This is a genomic window from Microbacterium enclense (genome assembly GCA_038182865.1).
GTDB lineage: Bacteria > Actinomycetota > Actinomycetes > Actinomycetales > Microbacteriaceae > Microbacterium > Microbacterium enclense_B.
Genome location: CP116226.1, coordinates 2,288,505 through 2,308,913, shown reverse-complemented (window position 1 = coordinate 2,308,913; position 20,409 = coordinate 2,288,505). Strand labels below are relative to the sequence as shown.

At 71.5% G+C, this 20,409-nt stretch carries 17 protein-coding genes; 3 read left to right on the top strand and 14 right to left on the bottom strand.

Annotated elements, in window-relative coordinates:
- Positions 1-98: 98 nt before the first annotated feature.
- Positions 99-1,448, bottom strand: coding sequence for a 4-aminobutyrate--2-oxoglutarate transaminase (gabT, locus tag PIR02_10785; GenBank protein WZH35265.1), 1,350 nt, complete (start codon positions 1,446-1,448; stop codon positions 99-101).
- A 92-nt stretch (positions 1,449-1,540) separates the two neighbouring features.
- Between gabT and PIR02_10780 the strand changes: the two genes are divergently transcribed.
- Positions 1,541-3,076 (top strand): PucR family transcriptional regulator, encoded by a 1,536-nt coding sequence (locus PIR02_10780; protein ID WZH35264.1) that lies wholly within the window; start codon positions 1,541-1,543, stop codon positions 3,074-3,076.
- Positions 3,077-3,480: 404 nt separating this feature from the next.
- Here the strand turns inward: PIR02_10780 and PIR02_10775 are convergent, their stop codons facing one another.
- The 6 genes from PIR02_10775 to PIR02_10750 are packed head-to-tail and all read right to left on the bottom strand — an operon-like array spanning position 3,481 to position 8,412.
- Positions 3,481-4,329: a MurR/RpiR family transcriptional regulator gene (locus PIR02_10775; GenBank protein ID WZH35263.1), complete on the bottom strand. Its 849-nt coding sequence runs from the start codon at positions 4,327-4,329 to the stop codon at positions 3,481-3,483.
- Positions 4,319-5,143, bottom strand: coding sequence for a phosphonate ABC transporter, permease protein PhnE (gene phnE / locus PIR02_10770; GenBank protein WZH35262.1), 825 nt, complete (start codon positions 5,141-5,143; stop codon positions 4,319-4,321). Before phnE (PIR02_10770) ends, PIR02_10775 begins: the two co-directional genes overlap by 11 nt.
- Entirely contained in the window at positions 5,140-5,934 is a 795-nt protein-coding gene (phnE, locus tag PIR02_10765; GenBank protein ID WZH35261.1) for a phosphonate ABC transporter, permease protein PhnE, read from the bottom strand. The genes phnE (PIR02_10770) and phnE (PIR02_10765) overlap by 4 nt, the downstream gene beginning before the upstream one ends.
- On the bottom strand, positions 5,931-6,749 hold the full coding sequence (gene phnC / locus PIR02_10760) for a phosphonate ABC transporter ATP-binding protein (GenBank protein WZH35260.1): 819 nt from the start codon (positions 6,747-6,749) through the stop codon (positions 5,931-5,933). The genes phnE (PIR02_10765) and phnC overlap by 4 nt, the downstream gene beginning before the upstream one ends.
- Positions 6,746-7,723 (bottom strand): phosphate/phosphite/phosphonate ABC transporter substrate-binding protein, encoded by a 978-nt coding sequence (phnD, locus tag PIR02_10755; protein WZH35259.1) that lies wholly within the window; start codon positions 7,721-7,723, stop codon positions 6,746-6,748. Before phnD ends, phnC begins: the two co-directional genes overlap by 4 nt.
- 26 nt (positions 7,724-7,749) lie before the next feature.
- The gene (locus PIR02_10750) at positions 7,750-8,412 is read right to left on the bottom strand and encodes a hydrolase (GenBank protein WZH35258.1); all 663 of its coding nucleotides are present in this window, start codon (positions 8,410-8,412) and stop codon (positions 7,750-7,752) included.
- A gap of 112 nt (positions 8,413-8,524) precedes the next feature.
- On the opposite strand from PIR02_10750, the gene PIR02_10745 reads away from it, so the two are divergent.
- Positions 8,525-9,139 (top strand): amino acid deaminase, encoded by a 615-nt coding sequence (locus PIR02_10745; GenBank protein WZH35257.1) that lies wholly within the window; start codon positions 8,525-8,527, stop codon positions 9,137-9,139.
- A 486-nt stretch (positions 9,140-9,625) separates the two neighbouring features.
- Here the strand turns inward: PIR02_10745 and PIR02_10740 are convergent, their stop codons facing one another.
- The 5 genes from PIR02_10740 to PIR02_10720 form a co-directional block, all read right to left on the bottom strand.
- Entirely contained in the window at positions 9,626-10,753 is a 1,128-nt protein-coding gene (locus tag PIR02_10740) for a LacI family DNA-binding transcriptional regulator (GenBank protein ID WZH35256.1), read from the bottom strand.
- 8 nt (positions 10,754-10,761) lie between these two features.
- Entirely contained in the window at positions 10,762-12,621 is a 1,860-nt protein-coding gene (locus PIR02_10735) for a glycoside hydrolase family 3 N-terminal domain-containing protein (protein WZH35255.1), read from the bottom strand.
- Between the two features lie 90 nt (positions 12,622-12,711).
- The gene (locus PIR02_10730) at positions 12,712-13,611 is read right to left on the bottom strand and encodes a carbohydrate ABC transporter permease (protein ID WZH35254.1); all 900 of its coding nucleotides are present in this window, start codon (positions 13,609-13,611) and stop codon (positions 12,712-12,714) included.
- A gap of 8 nt (positions 13,612-13,619) precedes the next feature.
- Positions 13,620-14,567, bottom strand: a complete 948-nt coding sequence (locus tag PIR02_10725) for a sugar ABC transporter permease (GenBank protein WZH35253.1) — start codon at positions 14,565-14,567, stop codon at positions 13,620-13,622.
- 4 nt (positions 14,568-14,571) lie between these two features.
- Positions 14,572-15,834 (bottom strand): extracellular solute-binding protein, encoded by a 1,263-nt coding sequence (locus tag PIR02_10720; protein WZH35252.1) that lies wholly within the window; start codon positions 15,832-15,834, stop codon positions 14,572-14,574.
- Between the two features lie 458 nt (positions 15,835-16,292).
- Here PIR02_10720 and PIR02_10715 point away from each other — a divergent pair, with 458 nt between their 5' ends.
- Complete coding sequence (locus PIR02_10715; protein WZH35251.1) at positions 16,293-17,108, top strand: type IV toxin-antitoxin system AbiEi family antitoxin domain-containing protein; 816 nt, start codon at positions 16,293-16,295, stop codon at positions 17,106-17,108.
- Positions 17,109-17,565: 457 nt separating this feature from the next.
- Here PIR02_10715 and PIR02_10710 read toward each other — a convergent pair whose 3' ends face one another.
- Positions 17,566-18,177, bottom strand: coding sequence for a TetR family transcriptional regulator (locus PIR02_10710; GenBank protein ID WZH35250.1), 612 nt, complete (start codon positions 18,175-18,177; stop codon positions 17,566-17,568).
- 69 nt (positions 18,178-18,246) lie between these two features.
- On the bottom strand, positions 18,247-19,860 hold the full coding sequence (locus tag PIR02_10705) for a glucoamylase family protein (protein ID WZH35249.1): 1,614 nt from the start codon (positions 19,858-19,860) through the stop codon (positions 18,247-18,249).
- Between the last annotated feature and the right edge of the window lie 549 nt (positions 19,861-20,409).

Here is a 20,409-nt window from a genome sequence, read left to right as displayed (position 1 = left end):
TGCGTCCCCCTGTGCGGGATGCCTCCTGCGGCCCGGGCGGGTCGCCGGTGGCCCCGGCGGCGGCGGAGTTCGGGTCGACGCCGCCGCCGGGACGATCGTCAGGAGCGCGCGAGGGCGGCCTCGACGACGTCGAGACCCTCGTGGAGCAGCTCGTCGCCGATCGAGAGCGGCGGCAGGAACCGGATGACGTTTCCGTAGGTGCCGCACGTGAGCACGATCACGCCCTCGGCGATCGCGGCCTTGGCGACGGCGGCGGTGAGGGCCGCGTCGGGGGCGCCGGTGGCGGGATCGACGAACTCGGCGGCGATCATCGCGCCGTGTCCGCGCACGTCGCCGACGCGCGGGTCCTTCGCCTGCAGGTCGTTCAGGCGCGCCTTCACGAGCGCGCCGATCTCCCCGGCACGCTCGACGAACCCTTCGTTCTCGAAGGCGTCGATGGATGCCAGAGCCGCGGCGCACGCGATCGGGTTGCCGCCGTAGGTTCCTCCGAGCCCGCCCGTGTGGGTGGCATCCATGATCTCGGCGCGCCCGGTCACGGCCGCCAGCGGCAGGCCGCCGGCGATGCCCTTGGCGGTGGTGACGAGGTCGGGAACGATGCCGAAGATCTCGCTCGCGAACATCGCGCCGGTGCGGGCGAAGCCCGACTGCACCTCGTCGGCGATGAAGACGACGCCGTTCTCGTGGCACCAGTCGACGATCGCGTTCAGGAACCCCTCGGCGGGGACGATGAAGCCGCCCTCGCCCTGGATGGGCTCGATGATCACGGCGGCGAGGTTTTCTGCGCCGACCTGCTTCTCGATGAGTGAGATGGCCGTGGCCGCGGCCTCGGGGCCGGAGAGCCCGTCACGGAACGGGTACGACAGGGGCGCGCGGTACACCTCGGCCGCGAAGGGGCCGAAACCGCTCTTGTACGGCATGTTCTTCGCCGTCAGCGCCATCGTGAGGTTGGTGCGGCCGTGGTACGCGTGGTCGAAGGCGACGACGGCCTGGCGGCCCGTGTGCTTGCGGGCGATCTTCACGGCGTTCTCGACGGCCTCGGCGCCGGAGTTGAACAGCGCGCTCTTCTTCGCGTGATCTCCGGGGGTGAGGCGGTTGAGGGCCTCGGCGACGGCGACGTACGAGTCGTAGGGCGACACCATGAAGCACGTGTGGGTGAAGGCGGCGACCTGCTCCTGCACGGCCTTCACGACGGCGGGGTGGGCGTTGCCGACGCTCGTGACGGCGATGCCCGAGCCGAGGTCGATGAGCGAGTTGCCGTCGGCGTCGACGACGACTCCTCCACCCGCGGCCACGGCGTGGATCGGCACGGTGTGCCCGACACCGGATGCCACGGCAGCGGCCTTGCGATCGAGCAGCTCCTGCGAGCGGGGCCCGGGGATGGCGGTGACGAGGCGGCGCTCCTGGGCGAGCGAGGGACCGCCGACGGTGGGGAGGGTGTCGAGGCTCATGGCCGCGATGCTACGGACGCCGCTCGGCGAGCCGCACTCTCCCCCCTGTACAGTCGCAGGCACTGTCGTATACGTCTCGTACAGGAGCTCTCATGGTCGACACCGACGTCTCGCCCCCGAACCTGCGTGCCCTCCTCGCGCGCCGCGACCTCGGGCTGCGTCTCGCCGTCGACGAGGCGTCTCTGCCGGTCGGCAGCGTCGACCGTCCCGTGCGGTGGGTGCACTCCAGCGACCTCTCGGATCCGACGCCGTTCCTCAGCGAGGGCCTCGTGCTGCTGACCACGGGGACGCAGTTCGCGCACGCGACCGCTGCCGATTACGACGCGTACGTGGGGCGGCTGCACGCCCGGGGCGTCCGCGCGCTCGGCTTCGGCACGGAGGTCGTGCGCGACGGCATCCCGTCCCCCCTCCTCGACGCGTGCCTGACCGCGGGGATGCCGCTGTTCGAGGTGCCGTACCGCACGCCTTTCATCGCCGTGGCCCGCGCCGGCGCCGAGGCGATCGCCGCCGACGCGTACGCGCGCCGCAGCTGGTCGCTCGCCGCACAGCGAGCCGTCTCGCTGGCGGCACTGCGGCCCGACGGACTCTCGGCGACGCTCGCCGAGCTCTCGCGCCAGCTCGAGTGCTGGGTCGGGCTCTTCGACGCCGCGGGAGCGCTGCGCACCGCCCACCCCGCGGGGTCGCTCCCGGCGGACGAGGTCGAGGCCGTCGCCGCCGAAGTCGAGACCCTGCTCCGGCGCGGCACGCGCGCCGCCTCGACGCTGCGCACCGCGGGAACGTCGGTGAGCGTGCAGACCCTCGGTCGGGGCGGCCACCTGCGCGGTGCTCTCGCGATCGCCGCCGACGACCTCGACCACGAGGCCCGCAGTGTGATCACCGCGGTCGTCGCGATGGCGGCCCTGGCCCTGGAGCAGCAGGACGGCCTCGGCCGCGCCATCGGCACGTTCCGCGCGGGCCTCGTCCAGGCGCTCGGCAGCGACGATCCGACGATGGCCCGTCGCGCGGCTCGCGACCTGTTCGGCCCGCTGCCCACCGCCCCCATCGTCGTGGCGCTCACTCCTGCGGCGTCCGCCCGCTCCACAGCACTCACGGAGTGGCTCGAGATGCGCGCCCACGAGCGGCGCGGCGACCTGTTCTTCGGACGGGGCGACGACGGCGTGGTCGTCGTGGTTCCCGCCGGCGGCCGAGACCTGCTCGACGAGATCGCCGAGCGGTTCGAGACGGTCGTCGGCTGCTCCGCCCCGACCGGGTACGACGGGTTCTCGCGCGCGCTCACGCAGGCGCGCACCGCCCGCGACCGGGTCGCGGCGCCCGGGGTCGCCGACTTCGCCGACACCGCCCGCGCGGGTCTTCTCGCGGCGCTGGGCTCGGAGGCTGCACGCGCGGTCGCCGAGGGCTCCCTGGAACCGCTGCGGCGGTACGACGCGCAGCAGGGCTCGGCGCTGGTCGAGACTCTCGACGCCTGGCTCGCACACGACTGCTCGCACGAGGCGACGGCTCAGGCGCTCGGCATCCATCGTCACACCGTGCGCGCCCGCGTCGCGCAGGCCGAACGCGTGGTCGCGCGCGACCTGTCGTCGTTCGCCGCGCGGGCGGAGCTGTGGGCCGCGCTGCGACTCGCGGGGTAGGGGGGCGGGCCGTCCGGCGGCTGAGGGGCGGGCCGTCCGGCGGAGTTCGTGCCGGACACGCCGGGGTCCCGGCATCCCGGACGGCGTGTCGACCACGAACTCCGCAGGACGGCACAGGATGCCACTGGCCGACGTCTGGACGTCGACCACCCCGGGCCGGACCGTCGAGCGGACCTCATCCCCGACACACCGGGAACCCGGCATCCCGGACGGCGTGTCGACCACGAACTCCGCAAGACGGCACAGGATGCCACCGGCCGACGCCCGGACGTCGACCACCCACGGGCCGGACCGTCGAGCGGACCTCACCCCCGACACACCGGGAACCCGGCATCCCGCACGGCGTGTCGACCACGAACCCCGCAAGACGGCACAGGATGCCACCGGCCGACGCCGCGGAGACGTCAGCCTGCGTCGCCCAGGTTGTCGGACAGGATCTCGAGCACGCGGGCGCGGGCGAGGTCGGCCTCCCCCGCGCGCGCGGCGGCCACGGCGTCGACGAAGGCCTCGGCGAACACGGCATGCGCGATACGGGAGGTGTGCTCGAGCTCGTCGCGGAACGTCCCGCCCGAGGCCAGCACGAGCGAGAGGTCGGCGCGCTCGGTCAGCGGCGAGGCGGAGAACGACGTCAACGCGATCACGCGCGCCCCGGCGGTGCGGGCGGCGGACGCGGCCCGCAAGCTCGCCTCGTTCGCCCCCGACCCGCTGATGACCACGCAGACGTCGTCGGGCGAGAGATGCCGCGCGGCGATCTGCTGGCCGATCGGGTCGCCGATGGTCTCGGCGGGGCGTCCCACCGCGGTCAGGCGCATCGCCAGGTCGGTGGCGACCGGCGCCGAGAGGCCGCTGGCCACGACCAGCAGCCGCCGGGCAGCGACCACAGCGTCTACGGCCTCGGAGACCCCCTCGGCATCCAGCAGGCTCGTGGCCGCGCGCAGGTCGTCGGCGATGCGATCGATCGCGGAGCGGATGCCGCCGAGAGCCCCGTCCTGGGCCACCGGGGGCACCGCCCGGCGCCCCCGTTCGGCGGCGAGCGCGACGCGCAGCTGCGGATACCCGCGGTACCCGAACGTCTGGCACGCGCGCACCACCGTGGAGCGGCCCACGCCCACGCGGTCGGCGATCTGCTGCGCGGTCAGCTCGATCACGGCATCCGGTTCGTCGACGATCAGGTCGGCGACGCGCCGCTCGCTCGGCTGCAGAGAGTTGCGCACGGCGGCGATGCGGGCGGTCACGGGCACCTCAGCGGACACGGGGACCCTCCATGATGCGGCGGCGGATGCGGCCCGACACGGCGTCGATCGCGACGGTGACGACGACCACGACGATCAGGAGCATCCCCACCGTCGACCACTCACGGTACTGGGTGTAGGAGGTGAGCATGTCGCCGATGCCGCCGACGCCGATGAGGCCGAGCACGGCGGAGGCGCGGACGTTGATCTCGAAGCGATAGAGCCAGAAGGAGAAGAACGTCGGCGCCGCCTGCGGCCAGACGCCCCAGCGCAAGACCTGCGCGGTCGATCCGCCCGCGGCCCGCGCCGCTTCGATAGGACCGGGAGCGACGTTCTCGACCGCTTCGTAGCCCCACTTGCCGAGCGTGCCCACTCCCCCGACGGCGAGGGCGAGCGCCCCGGTGAGCGGGGTGAGGCCGGTGACCGACAGGATGATGATCGCGAAGACGAGCTCGGGAACAGCCCTGACGAGCGAGAAGACGAAGCGCAGGGCGACCCGCACCGGTGCCGGACCGAATCCGCGCGCCGCGACGAGCGAGAGCGGGGTGGCGATCAGGATGCCGAGAACCGTGCCGATCCACGCCATCTCGACGCTGCGCCAGGTCTGCCAGAGGGCCTCGGGGAGCTTCTCCCAGTTCGGTGAGAGGAACATCAGACCGAGGTAACGCACGATCTCGGCGGGAAGATCGCCGAGCCGCGACCACGTGATGTCGGCCGACCAGAACGCGGCGACGACCACGACGGTGACGACGACCCACGACAGGGCGCGCAGCGGCCGACGTCGGCGCGCGGGCACGGCGAGCGCCGCCGAGCGAACGGGGGCGAGGACGGTCATACGAGCCTCCGGCGGATCGCGTCGCTGACCGCGTCGAGCACCACGACGATCACGAGGATCTCGAGGATGACGAGCGACAGCTGGTCGTAGCGATAAAAGGTGCGGACGGCATCGATGAGGAGGCCGATGCCGCCCGCGCCGACGAGACCGAGCACCGTGGAGGCGCGGACGTTCAGCTCGAAGACGTACAGCGTCTGCGACACGAACGTCGGCCAGGTGTCGGGGAGGGCGATCGTGCGGTTGATCTGCGCCTGGGTTCCGCCCGCGGCGCGCCCGGCCTCGAGCGGTCCGGCGTCGGTGGCGTCGATCGACTCCGACACGAGCTTGACGACGATGCCGACATTGAACAGCACGAGCGCCAGGATGCCCGGCAGCGCCCCGACCCCGACCATCGCCACGAGCACCGCCGCGTACACGAGCTCGGGCACGGCGCGGATGACGTTCAGGATGCCGCGCACGAGAGCCCGCGTCGGGGTGAACGGATTGGTGGGCCGGGCCGCCCAGAAGCTGACCGGCAGCGAGATCGCCGCGCCCACGGCCGTGCCGATGACGGCCATCTGCAGCGTCTCGAGGATCGGACCGACCGTGCGGGGGAAGAACGTCCAGTCGGGGGTGAGCAGCTCGACGATGCGGAGCGCCCCCTGCTGCCAGTTGCGCGCGATCGCCGCGACGTCGAGGCCGACACCGACGCCCGGCAGGCACATGACCACCGTGACCGCGACGATGACGAGCGCCGCGGTCCACGGCATCCCTCGTCCGCGCGGACGAGGCGGGACGGTGAGCGAGGTCATCGCTCGAGCCTGTCGGCGGCGGTCACGGAGCGTCCGTAGATCTCGGCGAAGTCGGCGTCGGTGGCGGATGCCGCGGGCCCGTCGTAGACGATCTCCCCGGCGCGCATGCCGATCATGCGCGTGCCGTACTCGCGCGCCAGATCGAGCAGGTGCAGGTTGACCAGCACCGTGATGCCGAGGTCGTCGTTGATGCGACGGAGGTCGTTCATGACGCCGCGCGCGGTGGGCGGGTCGAGGCTCGCGACGGGCTCGTCGGCGAGCACGATCCGCGGCTGCTGCGTGAGCGCGCGGGCGATCGCGACGCGCTGCTGCTGGCCGCCCGAGAGAGCGGAGGCCCGGTCCCACACCTTGGGGAGCAGACCCACGCGCTCGAGGGCCTCGAACGCGAGCTGCCGGTCTTCGGGGCGGTAGGCGCCGAGGAGCGTCCGCCACAGCGGGGTGTGCGCGAGGCGCCCGACGAGGACGTTGTTGAGCACGCTCGTGCGTCCCGCGAGGTTGAAGCTCTGGAACACCATGCCGATGTGTCCGCGCGTCTCGCGCAGCCGCCTGCCGGACGCTCCGTCGATGCGGCGTCCGCCGACCTCGACCGTGCCCGAGGTCGCCGGGACAAGACCGTTGATCGTGCGGATGAGCGTCGACTTGCCCGAGCCCGAGAGCCCGACGACGGCGACCAGGTCGCCCGGGGCGATGTCGACGCTCACGTCGCGCAGCCCCATCGTGCCGTTGGGGTAGCGCACCGAGACACCGTCGAGACGGATTCCCCAGGGCGCCGAGGCCTGCACCTCGACGCCCTGGGTCAGTGAACCGGTGGTCACTGGAGTCCGAGCTCCTGCGCGGCGCGGGCGACGACGTCGAGCGACGACGGGTCGGCCGGGGCGAGCTTGGTGATCGAGTACACGGCCTTGAGTGCCGCCGACCCCTCATCGGTGCTGGAGTACTCCTCGAGCGCAGTGGAGATCTTGTTCTGCAGGTCGGCCGAGAGGTCCTTCGACACCGCGACGCCGTCGTTGGGGATCTCGTTGGTCAGGCCGAAGACGACGACCTTCTGGCCCACGTCGGGCTTGTCCTTCTGCACGAGGGTGCGAGCGTCCCAGAAGCTGAAACCGACCTCGGCGTCGCCGTTGTAGACCGCGAGCACCGAGGCGTCGTTGGCGGTGACGGGCACCTTCTGGAAGCCGCTGTCGATGTCGACGCCGGCCTCCTTCAGCGCGAGCATCGGGTAGATGTAGCCGGCGGGCGAACCGGGGCCGAGCACCGCGACCTTCGCACCGGCGATCTTCGTGATCGAGTCGAGTCCGGCCGGGCCCTTCAGCGCGTCGGCTCCGTTGCAGAAGCTCATGCCGTCCCGCTCCACGACGGGCGTCGAGCAGTACTTGTCGGGGTCGTTCGTCATGAACTGGCCGGGGTAGGTGATGTTGCCGTTGCGCTCGGTCTGCAACACGACCGAGGCGCCGTAACGGTCGTTGGCCTGCCACAGCTGCAGCGACGGGAGGAACCCGATCTGCGCCTGGCCCGCGCCCATCGCCTCGACGGCGGCCTGGTAGTCCTTCGACACGACGCCGGTGACCGGGATGCCGAGCTTCTCGGTGAGCATGTCGGTGAGGGGCTTCGCGGTGTCGACGAGGTTCGCCTGGTCCTGGGAGGGGACGAGGGCGAGCACGAGGGAGCTCGGGTCGGCGGCGGGAGCGGCCGAGTCGGCGCCGGCGGTACCGGAGCAGCCGGCGAGGGTGAGGGAGGCGAGGGCTGCCGCGGCGAGCGCCGTGGTGAGGCGGAGACGACGAGTGTTCATGATTCCTTCTGCGGGTCGGGTGGAGATCAGGCGGAGAAAGGGACGTGAGCGGTCGCGACCCACTGGGCGAGCGCCGGCAGCAGCTCGTCGAGGGTCTCGGCGCGATAGGTCGGTTCGGCGGTGGGGTCGGGGTAGCCGCCGACGAGGGCGGTGGCGTGACCGCGGGCATGCGCCGGGGCGAGGTCGTTGCGCCACACGTCGCCGATCGCGAGGACGGGCACGCCCTCATCGAGAGAGTCGAGCAGCGCTTCGAGCCCCGCGGGCTTGGCGGCATCGGTGACGACGCGATCGAAGAGCCCCGCGAGACCCAGGGACGCGAGAGCCTCGTCGAGCCGCGTCGCCGGGGCGTTCGTGACGAGGAGGCGCTCGGCATCCGTGGTCCGCAGGAACTCCGCGAGACCGACGGCGACGGTGACCGGTGCCTCGGGGGTTCCGAGCTGCGCGCGGCTGGCCGTGTAGGCGGCGGCGAGCGCGTCGTCGCCGATCCCCGCGGCGACCGCGACGCGACGGACGACGTCGTAGCCGTCGATCGCGTCACCCGAGGGCGCGGCGAGGTGGGCGGCCACGGCGGTGACCAGGGCGTCGGCGGATGCAGCGTGCGCGGCGACCGCGCGGGCGTAGGCCAGCAGGGGGCCGTCGCCGAGGGCGACGGTACCGTCGAAGTCGAGAATGAGGACGGTGCGAGGCACGGAAGCTCCTGTCGTGGACGTTCCGTCCATGATGCGCTTCCAATGTGGACGGTATGTCCATACCAGATGAACGCCGTGTAAACGATCCGGCGAAGCGTCGTAGCGTGGAGCGGTGCAGAACCTCGACGCCGCGGCGCGTCTCGCCGGGACCGATCCCGCCTCCGCGATCGACTCCCTTCCCTGGCTCGCCGCCGCCCTCGCCGAAGACCGGACCGCGGCACGATTCGCCGCGTGGGGCCGCTCGACGGTCATCGACGAGAACGTCGGCGCAGCGGTACTCCCCCGGGCGGTCTTCGACGAGCTGCACCGTCGCGCGGGCCTGGAGGCGGAGTGGCCGGTGGGAAATGCCGGCGTGCTGCACGTATACGGCTATCTGCTGTCGCTGACCCCGACCCCCTACGGACTCAAGCGCGAGCGGTGGGTGTCGGGCGAGCTGGAGCGCGCGTGCGGACTCGAGGCCGGGGCGCTGCTGCCGTGGACGTCGTCGGAGACGCTCCTGTCACGCGCGACCGCGGCGGCCTCGACCCTGCTGGCCCGCGACGACGCCTTGACCGAGCAGTCGGAGGGCCGCACCGCCCGCATCGCGCTGAGCATCCCGACCCCCGGCGGCACCGCGGCCCTGGCGTACGCGGTGGACGGGCGGATCGTCACGATGTTCCCCGTGGCCGATCCCGCGGCGCTCCGAGCCGGTCTGGGCGCCCCGCGGCTGCGGTGGAACGCGGCCTGAGCCACCCCGCCCCGACCGTCCGGCACCCGACCACGGCGAACCGTTCGGCAACCCCGGCCGCCGTGAGCCGTCGCGAGCCGCCCGGCGGAGATCCCACCCGACACACCGGGTTCCGGCATCCCTCACCGGCGTGTCACCCACGAACTCCGCCGGACGGCACCGCCGCCCCACCCCGCACCCGTGAGCCGTCCGGCGGACTCCCGGACCGACACGCCGCCCTACGACATCCCACAGCGGCGTGTCGCCCACGAACTCCGCCCGATGGCACAGCCGCCCGATGCTTCGGCCGCCGCGAGCCGGACGGCCCCGCACGACGGCACAGCCGCCCGATGCTTCGGCCGCCGCGAGCCGGACGGCCCCGCACGACGGCACAGCCGCCCGATGCTTCGGCCGCCGCGAGCCGGACGGCCCCGCACGACGGCACACCACCCCGCCCCACCACCGCGAGCCGTCCCGCGGCACACCACCGCCGAGCCGGTGCCGACGTCAGCAGCCACAGCTCTCGCGGACCAGCACCCGCGGCTCGAACACCACGTCGAAGACGCCGCCCTCCGGGACCGAACCGGCGGTGCCGGCGAGGATCCGCGCGGCCGCGCGACCCATCGCCTCCATCGGCTGGCGCACGGTGGTCAGCGGTGGCGCTGTCAGGCGCGAGCCGAGTGTGCCGTCGAAACCGGTGACGATCACGTCGGCCGGCACCCGCACCCCCTCGGCGGCGAGCACGTCGAGCAGCGTGAAGGCGTTCTGGTCGGTCGCGCAGACGAAGGCCTGCGGCATCCGCCCCTCCGCGATCAGCGCGCGCACCTGCGGGACGAGCTCGTCGTCGCCACGCACCGTCGCGTCGATGATCTCGGGGCGGGGGCGGATGCCGCGGACCTCGAGCTCCGCGACCATCGCGTCGCGGCGCTCGACGGCATCCGTCGCCTCCAGGCGCCCGACGAAGGCGAGATCGATCGCTGCGTGCTCCTCGACGAGGTGGGCGACCAGCGCGCGCATCCCGCGGGCGTTGTCGACGCGCACGCGGTGGTGGTGGTCATCGGCCGGGGCGGTGCTGAACAGGACGATCGGGATGCTCAGGGAGTGTCGCGCGAGGGTCGGCGCCGTCTGCGGGGAGGGGAAGATCGCCAGCCCGTCGACGCGTCCGACGGTGTCGGCCACCGAGACGTCGGCATCGGATCCGCTGCTCAGCATCACCGGGCGCCCGAGCGCCCAGCACTCCAGCTCGAAGCCGCGCTGCACCTCGTCGACGTAGAGAGGGAACGCGCGCGGGTCCGAGAGCACGTCGTCGTCGGTCTGGCCCCAGGGGATCACTCCCCCGGTGTCCAACGGCGGCGACTGCATACCGCTGAGCGGCTGCGCCATCGGGTCGGCCCGCTCGAGCAGCAGATCGAAGGCGTGCAGGCCCAGGGTGCCGGTGCGGCCGTGCGCGAGCCCGCGGGCGGCGGCACTGGGCGCGTACCCCAGGCGCCGCGCCGCGTCGAGCACGCGCTGGCGCGTGGCGTCGCTGAGCTTGTCGGGCCGACGGAACGCGAACGACACCGACGCGATCGAGACGTTCGCCTCCTGCGCGACGTCGTACACGGTCGGTCGCCGCGTCGCCTGCCCCTCCGCCATCAGCTGCCCTAGCTCCTCTGCCCCGCCGTCACCCCGGCCAGCTCCAGCCCGTGGTGCACGGGGAAGACGGGGTCGCCGGTGTCCGACGGTACATCCTCACGCGAGGAACGCACGGCATCCATCGACCGGGGGATCTCGATCGGCAGGCGCCCGCGCGGGGGGACGCGGCCGGTGAGGGCGTCGAGCACGGCCGTCGACGAGCTGCCGTAGTCGGCGACGATCGCCGCCGCGTGGCCCACGAACGGGGTGAGGATCGCGGGACGGTCGAGGTTCACCACGATCACGAGCGGGCAGGATGCCGCGATCTGGTTGAGCCGGTACACCAGGCCCGGCGCGAACTCGAGGGAGCCCTGGTGGAACCACGCCTCGAGGAAGAGGTCGTCGCGCGGGTCGAACGGGGCGCCGATGCGGACGAGCGCGATGTCGGCCTCGGCGGGGTCACCGACGACCTCACCGAGCTCGGCGACGTCGTCGGTGCGGAAGCCCTCGACGTAGACCTTCCCGACCGGTCGGAGCGGCAGAACCGCGTCCTCGTTCACGAGCACCGTGAGCGAGCGCGCCTGTGCCCGCTCCCCCAGGGCACGGAACTCCGCGTTGCCGACGATGCGCTCGGCCTCGTCGACGTCGACGTACGGGTCGTCGAACAGCCCCAGCTGGAACTTCACCCGCAGCAGGCGACGGACCGACTCGTCGATCCGCCCCTCCGCGACGCGGCCGGAGCGCACGAGGCCGATGAGCATCTCGACGCACTCCTCTCCGCCGAACTGGTCGCTGCCGGCATCCAGGATCTTCTCCATGCGCTCGACGGCCGTGAGGTGCTCGACACCCCACGCGCGTGCGGGCAGCACCTGATCGCCGACATGGTTGTCGTTGACGAGCTCCCAGTCGGTGACGACGACGCCGTCGTAGCCGAGCTGTTCGCGCAGCAGGCCCGTGACGATCTGACGGTTGTAGCCGAAGCCGACCTCCTCGATCGGCTGCCCGTCGACCTCGAGACCCACCGGCATGCCGTAGTACGGCATCATGCCCGCGGTGCCGCGGCGGATGGCCTCGCGGAAGGGCTCGAGGTGGTAGTCGAACATGCCGCCCGGGTAGACCTGCTCCCGGCCGTACGGGAAGTGCGCGTCCTCCCCGTCCAGCTGCGGTCCGCCGCCCGGGAAATGCTTGGTCGTGCAGGCCACGCTGTCGGGTCCGAGCTCGTCGCCCTGGAAGCCCTGCAGGTAGGCCGCGGTGAAGGCCGTGACGCGCTCGGCATCCTGACCCAGGGTCTGGGCCTGCCGGCCCCAGCGCGGCTCGGTGGCCAGGTCGATCTGCGGATGCAGGGCCGCGCGGATGCCGACGGCGACGTACTCGCGGCGCGCGACCTCGGCGAACTCGCGCACGGTGTCGACGTCGTCGAGGGCCGCGAGCCCCAGCCCCTCGGGCCACTGCGAGAAGGGTCCGGCCGAGAACGCCACACCGGTGTTCTCGACGAACGCGTGCCGCGGATCGGTGCTGATGGTGACCGGGATGCCGTGCGGCGTGGTCTCGGCGAGCGCCTGCAGGGCGTTGTTCCAGGTCGCCGCCTGGCGCGCGGTGCGGATCGCATGCACGTTGAAGTGGTTCATCCGCTTATCGACGACGACCGTGGTCGTGGGTGACTTCGAGATGCGACCGGGCGCCTCGAGCACCTCCCCGTCGTCGCCGACCTCGATGACGGTCTGGAACATCAGCCCGACCTTCTCTTCGAGGCTGAGGCGCGCGACAAGATCCTCGGTGCGCTCCTCGACGCTGAGCGTCGGGTTCTCGTACGGGTCCATCACGCCGTTGCCGTTCAGGTCGCGGAAGCGCGTGCCGTCGGGCGCGGTGAGGAAGCGGGCGTGGGTCATGGGGGGGGTCCTTTCGGGGCCGCCGGTCTGCGGACGGGCGGGAGCTCAGAGGGGTGGAGGCGGGGTGGGCGCGGGACCCACCCCGGCACCTCACTTGAGGCCGGTCGAGGCGATGCCCTGGATGAAGTAGCGCTGCAGGAACACGAACAACAGGATGATCGGCGCGATCACCAGCACCGAGCCGGCCAGCAACAGGCCGTAATCGGTGGCGTTCTGCCCCGTCGAGTACAACGACAGCGCGACCGGGAGGGTGTACTTCGCCTCGGTCTGCGCCGCCACGAGCGGCCAGAGGAAGTTGTTCCACGAGGCGAGGAACGTCAGGATGCCGAGGGTCGCGAGCGGCGGCCCGCACAGCGGCATGACGATCCGGGCGAAGATCCGCAGCTCACCGGCCCCGTCGATGCGGGCGGCCTCCAGGAGCGGATCGGGGATGCCGAGCATGAACTGCCGCATGAGGAACACCCCCAGTGGCGTCGTGACGAACGGCAGGATCAGCGCCGCGTAGCTGTCGACGAGCCCGAGCGAGGACACCATCACGAACAGCGGGACGAAGGTGACGACACCGGGGACCATCAGGGTCACCATGACGACGAGGAACAGCGCCTTCTTGCCGGGGAAGTCCATCTTCGCCAGCGCATAGCCGACCATGGAGCAGAACACGAGGTTGCCGGCGACCGTGAACAGCGCCACGAGGATGCTGTTGCCGAAGAACTGCCCGAAGTTCAGCTGCCCGAACCAGGCGCCGAAGTTCTCCCAGGTGAACTCCTGCGGCCACCACGTCGGCGGGCGCTGCAGGATTTCGGCTTGCGTCTTGACCGAGCCCAGGAGCATCCATGCGAAGGGCAGGATCCAGACGATCAGACCCACCACCAGCACGGTGTAGGTGAGCGCGCGACCGGGGGTGACGCGCTTCTCGGAGCGGAGGCGACGGCGTGGCGGCTCGGCGGTCTCGGCGACGACGGCCGGAGCCGCGGGGGACGTGAGTGTCATGGCATCCCTCAATCCTTCGCGCGCAGCACACGGAACTGCACGAGGCTGAGCAGGGCGATCGCGAGGAACAGCAGGTAACTCGCGGCCGAAGCCGTGCCGTACTCGCCGAAACCGAACTGCTTGAACGTGTAATAGGCCACCGACAGGGTGGAGTTGAGCGGGCCACCCTGGGTCATCACGAACGCTTCCTCGAAGAACTGCAGGAAGCCGACCGAGATGAGCACGGCGCCCAGCAGCAACGTCGGACGCAGCAGCGGCAGCGTCACCGAGATCAACCGCCGCCACGACGAGGCGCCGTCCATGAGGGCGGCCTCCTTGACGTCGGTGGGGATCGCCTGGAGCCCCGCGAGGAAGATCACCATGAGCGTGCCGACGTTGCGCCAGACCGCCATCGCGATGAGCGAGGGAAGGGCGGTCGAGGTGTCGTTCAGCCAGTCCGGACCCTGGATGCCGATGATCGCGAGCGCCGAGTTCAACAGCCCCTCGGGCTGGAGGATGTAGCGCCAGACGACCGCGACCGCGACGATGCTCGTCACGACGGGAGCGTAGAAGCCCACACGGAGGACCGAGACGAAGCGTCCCGTGCTGGCGTTGAGGGCGAGGGCCAGGGCGAGGGCGACCGCCATGGTGACCGGGATGCCGACGACGACGAACGTCGCGGTCACGCCCAGCGACGTGAGGAAGACGGGGTCCGACAGGACACCGATGTACTGCTCGAGTCCGACGAAGTTCACCGCGAACGGCGAGCGGATGTCGCGCGCCGTGAAGTCGGTGAACGACATCGCGAACGATCCGACGATCGGCACGACCATGAAGACCGCGAAGACCGCGACGAACGGCAGGGCGAAGCCCCACGCCACCCATCCCTGGCGCCGGCGGCGGCTCGACGCCCCGCCGGCGCGGGCGCGACCGGAGGCGGGAGCCCGTCCGGTCGCGCCCACGACTGCCTGCGTCATGATCTCAGCCCAGGCCCAGCTGGTCTGCGGTGGCCTGAAGCTCCTTCAGACCGTCGGCCGGCGACTGCTGGCCGAGACGGATCTTCTCGAGCATCGCGTCACCGGCCGCGGCGACCTGCACCCAGGTGGTGACGGCGGGAACCGACTTGGCGGTCTCGAGCTGGGTGCCGAAAGCGGCGAGCGTCTTCGACGAGGCCAGGGCGTCGTCCTTCCAGGCATCCTGGACGGCCGGGAGGTCACCGGTCTCGGCGTACCAGGCGGCCTGCGTCTCGGGCTCGGTCAGCCACTGGACGAGCTTCCACGCGCTGGCGGCGTTGTCGGAGTTGTCGAACACCGCGAGGTTCGCACCGCCGCTGAACGACGTGGACGATTCCTTCGCGGGAAGAACCGCGGTGGTGAATTTGTCGCTGAAGCCCTCGCCGCCCAACTCCTCGAGCTGGCCGATCAGGAAGGGGCCGTCGATGAGCATCGGGGTCTTACCCGAGACGAAGTCCGCCTCCTGGGCGCCGGCCGAGCGGTCGGCGGCGGGGTTGGCGACGCCATCGGTGTAGAAGCTCTGGTAGTACTCGAACGCTTCGGCGGTCTCGGGGGTGTCGAGGGTCCATTTCGAGCCGTCCTCCAGCTCGGCACCGTTCGACCACGGCATCCAGACGTTGCCCTGGAACGAGTCGTTGCCGGCGGGGAAGCGGATGCCGTAGTCGGCACCGCCCTTGGACTGCATGTCGGCGGCCATCTGCTTGAGGTCGTCCCACGTGGTGGGCGCTTCGTTCCACCCCGCTTGCGCCGCGATGTCGGTGCGGTAGTACAGCACGCGTGTGTCGACGTACCAGGGCACACCGGTCGCGCGGTCGTCGATCATGGTCGAATCGATCGCGCCGGGGAAGATCCCGTCGGTGGAGAGGTCGGTGGGCACCGTCTGCAGCGCGTCACCGAAGTCGGCCATCCAGGTCGAGCCGACCATGGCGAGGTCGGGGGTGTTGCCGCCGGCGATCGCCGTCTGGAACTTGCTGTACGCGGCATCCCACGGCACGGGCGTGACCTCGACGGTCACTCCGGGGTTCGCCTCCTCGAACTGCTTCACGAAGGCGGGCAGCGCCTCACCTTCGGCGCCCATCGCCCACATCGTCAGCGTGCCCTCGGCCTTGGCGTCACCGATCGTGCTCGCCTCGGCGGCACCTGACCCGGTGTCGGAGGTGCGTCCGCACCCGGTGAGGGCGATCGCGGCGGCGGCGACCACGGCCACAGCGCTCCATCGTGTCTTCTTCATCGTGTTCCTCCTCGAACCAGGGCACCCGTCGTCGGGCGCTTCTCTGCACGTCGTGGTTGAGTTTAAGCGCATAACCTGACGGGTGCAAGCCGTCAGCGGGGTGGCGAACGCCCCTTTCCGGGCCGTCAGGCGGAGTTCGAGCGCGACACGCCGTTGCACGACCCGCTGCGGCGGCGCGCCGGGACCGAACTCCGCCTGACGGCGCGGTCGCCAACCGCCGCCGCCCGCACGCGCCCCAGGCCGCCCGCGTACCGTCGCGCGGAGTTCAAGCGCGACACGCCGTTGCACGACCCGCTGCGGCGGCGCGCCGGGACCGAACTCCGCCTGACGGCGCGGCACCCGGCAACACGGCTCGTGCCGCCGCCACCTCTCCTCCTCAGATGACGAATCCGTCGGTTCATCCACAATTCGAGGTCGGGTCGCCACGAGCAGGAGGCACCTTCCGCCACCCTCGGACGATGTGCATCACGGCATCCGTCCGCACCCGCGCGGAGTTGCTCACCGCGGGAATGACCCGACGCATGATCGATGGCGCGCTCCGGGCGGGGACCCTCATTCGCCTGCGGCGGGGCGTGTACGCGGAGGCTGATACCTGCGAACCCGTCATCCGCGCCGCGCTCCTTGGAGGCGCGCCGGTCTGCGTCAGCGCCGCGCGACATCACGGACTCTGGGTCCTGGCTCACCCGGAGCCCCTGCATGTGGGCCTCAAGCCGAGCGGACATCGACGCGGAAAGGGCGAGGTACCGCACTGGGACCACGACACCGCCGACGCCTTCGGCCTCCCCACGGTCGCGAAAACTCTCCGGCAGGTCCTGCGATGCCGAGGGGTCGAAGAGTTCGTCGTCGCGCTCGAATCGGCGCTGCACCAGAACAAGATTCAGGATGCCGACATCACGTGGCTCGAAGCCTGCACGAACGACGCCGGCCGGGAGGCGATCGCCTTCGCCCGGCGTGATGCAGAGAGCGGACTGGAGACGCTGGTGCGGTGGCGCTTGCGCCACTGGGGAATCGACGTACGGACGCAACAGGGCGTCGTCTCCGTCGGGCGCGTCGACCTTCTCATCGGCGAGCGCCTGATCGTCGAGGTCGACGGCGCCGAGAACCACGTCGGCCCCGATCACCGCCACCGCGACCTCGTCCGAGACGCTCACGCCGCCGCGTGGGGCTTTGCCACCCTCCGCTTCGACTACGCGATGGTCGTGCACGACTGGCCGACGGTCGAGCTCGCCATCCGTGCCCACATCGATCGCGGCCTGCACCGCGCGCGGCCGTAGCCGGGCTCCACCGTTCGCCGCCGAACCGTTTGCCCCCCCTCCGGGTGCTCCCCCTCGCGCTCCCCGGACCGTCCCGCGGAGTTCACCGCCGACACGCCGAGTACCCGGCGTCTGGACCCCGCGCGTCGCCACGAACTCCGCCCGACGGCACACCCCGGCACACCAACCCACGACAATCCCCGCACCCGCCCGCCCCGCACCGTCACGCGGAGTTCCTCGGCGACACGCCGAGTACCCGGCGTCTGGACCCCGCGCGTCGCCACGAACTCCGCCCGACGGCACACCCCGGCACACCAACCCACGACAATCCCGACAGCCGCCCGCCCCGCACCGTCACGCGGAGTTCCTCGGCGACACGCCGAGCCCCGGCATCCGGACACCCGCATGTCACCCGAAACTCCGCCCGACGGCACGCCCGACGACGACCACGGCACACCGTGACCGAATGCCGAGAAAGTCAGGCCGGAGGCCGGAGATACCCCCGCACGAACTCGGCGAACAACGCCGGCATGTCCACCGACTCGTCGAGGAGCCACTGCTGCTGCAGCCCGTCCATCACGGCGCTCAGCAACCGCGCCGCGCGCGCCGGGTCGATGTCGGCGCGGACCTCGCCGGCCGCCTGTCCCGCCCGCAGCAACGCCGCGGCCGTGTCGGCGCTGCGGCGATACCTCTCGGCGAACGCCTCGTGCGAGGGGTGGGCGGGGTCTCCCGCCTCGGCGACGACGAGGGTGTACAGCGAGGTGAGGCCGCGGGCGGTGGCGTTGTGCGCGACGACCTTTTGCATCTGCTCGACGAGGCCGTGCTCGTCAGGGTCGCCCGCGGCGGCACGCACGCGCTCGTCGCGTTGACGCAGCACCTCGGCGAACAGGTCCTCTTTCGAGGCGAAGTGGTGCATGAGTCCTGCGGGTGTGAGGCCGACACGCGTCGCGACTTCACGCAACGACCCCGCGGTGACGCCCGATCGAGCGAAGACCACGACGGCCTCGTCGACGATCCGCTGGCGGGTCTGCTGCCCTTTGGCGTAACTCCCGCGGCGCGCGCGGGGAGTGGCGGCGTCGGTCATCGGCATCCTCTCCCCCTCCGCACACACCGGTGCCCGGCACCTCCGCGAGGCACCGGGCACCGAGCGGGCGGACCGTCAGTGACGCGAGGCACCCCACGACGAGCCGAAGACCTGCTGCTCGATGGCGGGCCGGAGGTTCTGCTCCATCCTGTCATCGACCATGTAGTCCTTGAGGGAGTCGTCGGTGAGCGCGTTGCCGATCGCCGCCATGATCATCGACTGATCCAACGAGAGGTACCGCTCGGCGATCGTGCCGCTCGTGACGGCGACCGCGTCGTAGAAGCCGCCGGGACCGTATGCGCCGAGCTTCTTCTCGATTCCCCGGAGGTTCTTCAGCACCCCCTGCCGGTCGTAGGGCAGGGCGAGGAACGCCGCGTGCGGGGTGACGACCCCGTCGCCGAACGTCGGGTTCGGGTTCTTCCCGTCCGTGCAGCCGGGACGGTCGATGTCGACGTCGGTCTTCTCGGCATCCGAGGTGTACCCGTCGGACCGGATGCCGGCGATGTCGACGCCGTACTCGCTGTACCCGCCGAACGGGTTGCTGGCCGGCGAGAAGCCCCAGTAGCCGTAGCCGGCCTCTTTCAGGCCGTGACGCTTCTGCACCTCGACGGTGATCGGGTGATTCACACCCCAGGAGCGCGGGCCCCACTCGGCCTCGGGGATGAGCAGGTCGGGCATGAGCGCCTCGAACATACTGCCGCCCCAGCTCGGCGCGAACGACATGCCCTCGTAGGAATACACGCCCTCGTACACGTCGACGTCGTCGTAGGTGCGGGTCACTCCCGTGGGAAGTTGCTCCTGCCAGGCCCAGTCGCATCCCGCGGGCATGGTGCGGTGTGTGCCGTAGAGACCGGACGCCGGGATGGAGCCGTCGGAGATGCCGAGGTACGTGGCGATACGGCTCTCGCTGACGGTGGTGTCGTAGTGGTGGCACGTATAGAACGCCGTCTCGCCGCTGCCGTTGTACATCGGCGCTTCGACGGCGCATCCGTCGCCGGGAGGGGCCTCCCAGAAGCCGCCGCGGTTGGTTCCGGCGGGCAGGCCCGCGGCCCCCGCGGCGTCGAAGAAGGCCGAGAAGTCCATCGAGCGGTACAGCGCGTCGGCTCGGTCGGCGAGCGTCGGCTCCGCCTCGCGGACGATCCGCAGCCCCGCCGCGAGCCACCCGTTGTCGACGGTGCTGAGGAAGGGATGAATGACCTCGCCCGAGGTGGGGAAGATCTCGAGCTTGGCTCCGGTGTCGGGCGCGTACCAGTTGTAGTACATGCCGCTGCCCTCGTTGCGCTCCATCGTCTCCAGCGTCGAGACCGTCGCGGTCAGCCGCTCACGCGCCTCGTCCGCGTCGATGATGCCGAGGTCGCGCGCGGTCACCGTCGACCAGAGGTACCCGCCGATGTTGGTCGGCGAGGTGTAACCGGATGCCGTGGACTCATCGAGCGCGCCGCCGATGTTGTCGTCGGGAAGACCGGTGTTCTCATGGGCCATCGCCGCGAGGGAGGTCCAGGTGTCGTCGGCGTAGCGTTCGAGGTCGCGCGCGCCCGGGCCGGCGTGGGCGGGTGGACCAGGGTGTTCCGGGGGGCCGGGTTTCGTGGACGGTGCGGCGGGCGGCACCGCAACGGCCGGGGACGCCGCGGCGAAACCGCCCAGGACGAGTCCGACGATCGCGGTGGATGCCGCGAGGGTGTGCTTCATGACTGGCTCTCCTCATCGAAAGCGCTCCGGGGGGATGGAGCTCACTGGTCAGAAACCTTACACGCGTCAGGTATTCGCGCAACCCCTCCACCCTTCCGAACCGTGCGGGCCTGGACGTCACCGCCGACCACCGCGTCGTCAGGCGGGGATCCGGGCCGACAGCCGAACCGTCAAGCGGAGATCCAGACCGACACGCCGAGGACATGGCATCCGAAACCCGCGTGTCGAAGAAGAACTCCGCCCGACGGGACCGACCGGTGGGCGCCCGACGGGCACCGCCCGGCGGGAGCGCACCGCCCGTGCCGACCCGTCAGGCGGAGTCCCGGGCCGACACGCCGGGGAGGTGACGTCTGAAACCGGCATGCCGAAGACGAACACCGCACGACGGCACAGCCGGGGCAGGCGCACACCCGCACCGCACGACGGTACAGCCGGGGCAGGCGCACACCCGCACCGCACGACGGCACAGCCGGGGCGGGTGCCCACCCGCACAGCACGACGGCACAGCACGACCGCAGCACAGCACGACCCTGCAGCTCAGCACGAACG

Coding starts and splice junctions, on each gene's coding strand:
- gabT (WZH35265.1), bottom strand. CDS start 1,448: ATGAGCCTCGACACCCTCCCCACCGTCGGCGGTCCCTCGCTCGCCCAG.
- PIR02_10780 (WZH35264.1), top strand. CDS start 1,541: ATGGTCGACACCGACGTCTCGCCCCCGAACCTGCGTGCCCTCCTCGCG.
- phnE (WZH35262.1), bottom strand. CDS start 5,143: ATGACCGTCCTCGCCCCCGTTCGCTCGGCGGCGCTCGCCGTGCCCGCG.
- phnE (WZH35261.1), bottom strand. CDS start 5,934: ATGACCTCGCTCACCGTCCCGCCTCGTCCGCGCGGACGAGGGATGCCG.
- phnD (WZH35259.1), bottom strand. CDS start 7,723: ATGAACACTCGTCGTCTCCGCCTCACCACGGCGCTCGCCGCGGCAGCC.
- PIR02_10740 (WZH35256.1), bottom strand. CDS start 10,753: ATGGCGGAGGGGCAGGCGACGCGGCGACCGACCGTGTACGACGTCGCG.
- PIR02_10735 (WZH35255.1), bottom strand. CDS start 12,621: ATGACCCACGCCCGCTTCCTCACCGCGCCCGACGGCACGCGCTTCCGC.
- PIR02_10730 (WZH35254.1), bottom strand. CDS start 13,611: ATGACACTCACGTCCCCCGCGGCTCCGGCCGTCGTCGCCGAGACCGCC.
- PIR02_10725 (WZH35253.1), bottom strand. CDS start 14,567: ATGACGCAGGCAGTCGTGGGCGCGACCGGACGGGCTCCCGCCTCCGGT.
- PIR02_10720 (WZH35252.1), bottom strand. CDS start 15,834: ATGAAGAAGACACGATGGAGCGCTGTGGCCGTGGTCGCCGCCGCCGCG.
- PIR02_10715 (WZH35251.1), top strand. CDS start 16,293: ATGTGCATCACGGCATCCGTCCGCACCCGCGCGGAGTTGCTCACCGCG.
- PIR02_10710 (WZH35250.1), bottom strand. CDS start 18,177: ATGCCGATGACCGACGCCGCCACTCCCCGCGCGCGCCGCGGGAGTTAC.
- PIR02_10705 (WZH35249.1), bottom strand. CDS start 19,860: ATGAAGCACACCCTCGCGGCATCCACCGCGATCGTCGGACTCGTCCTG.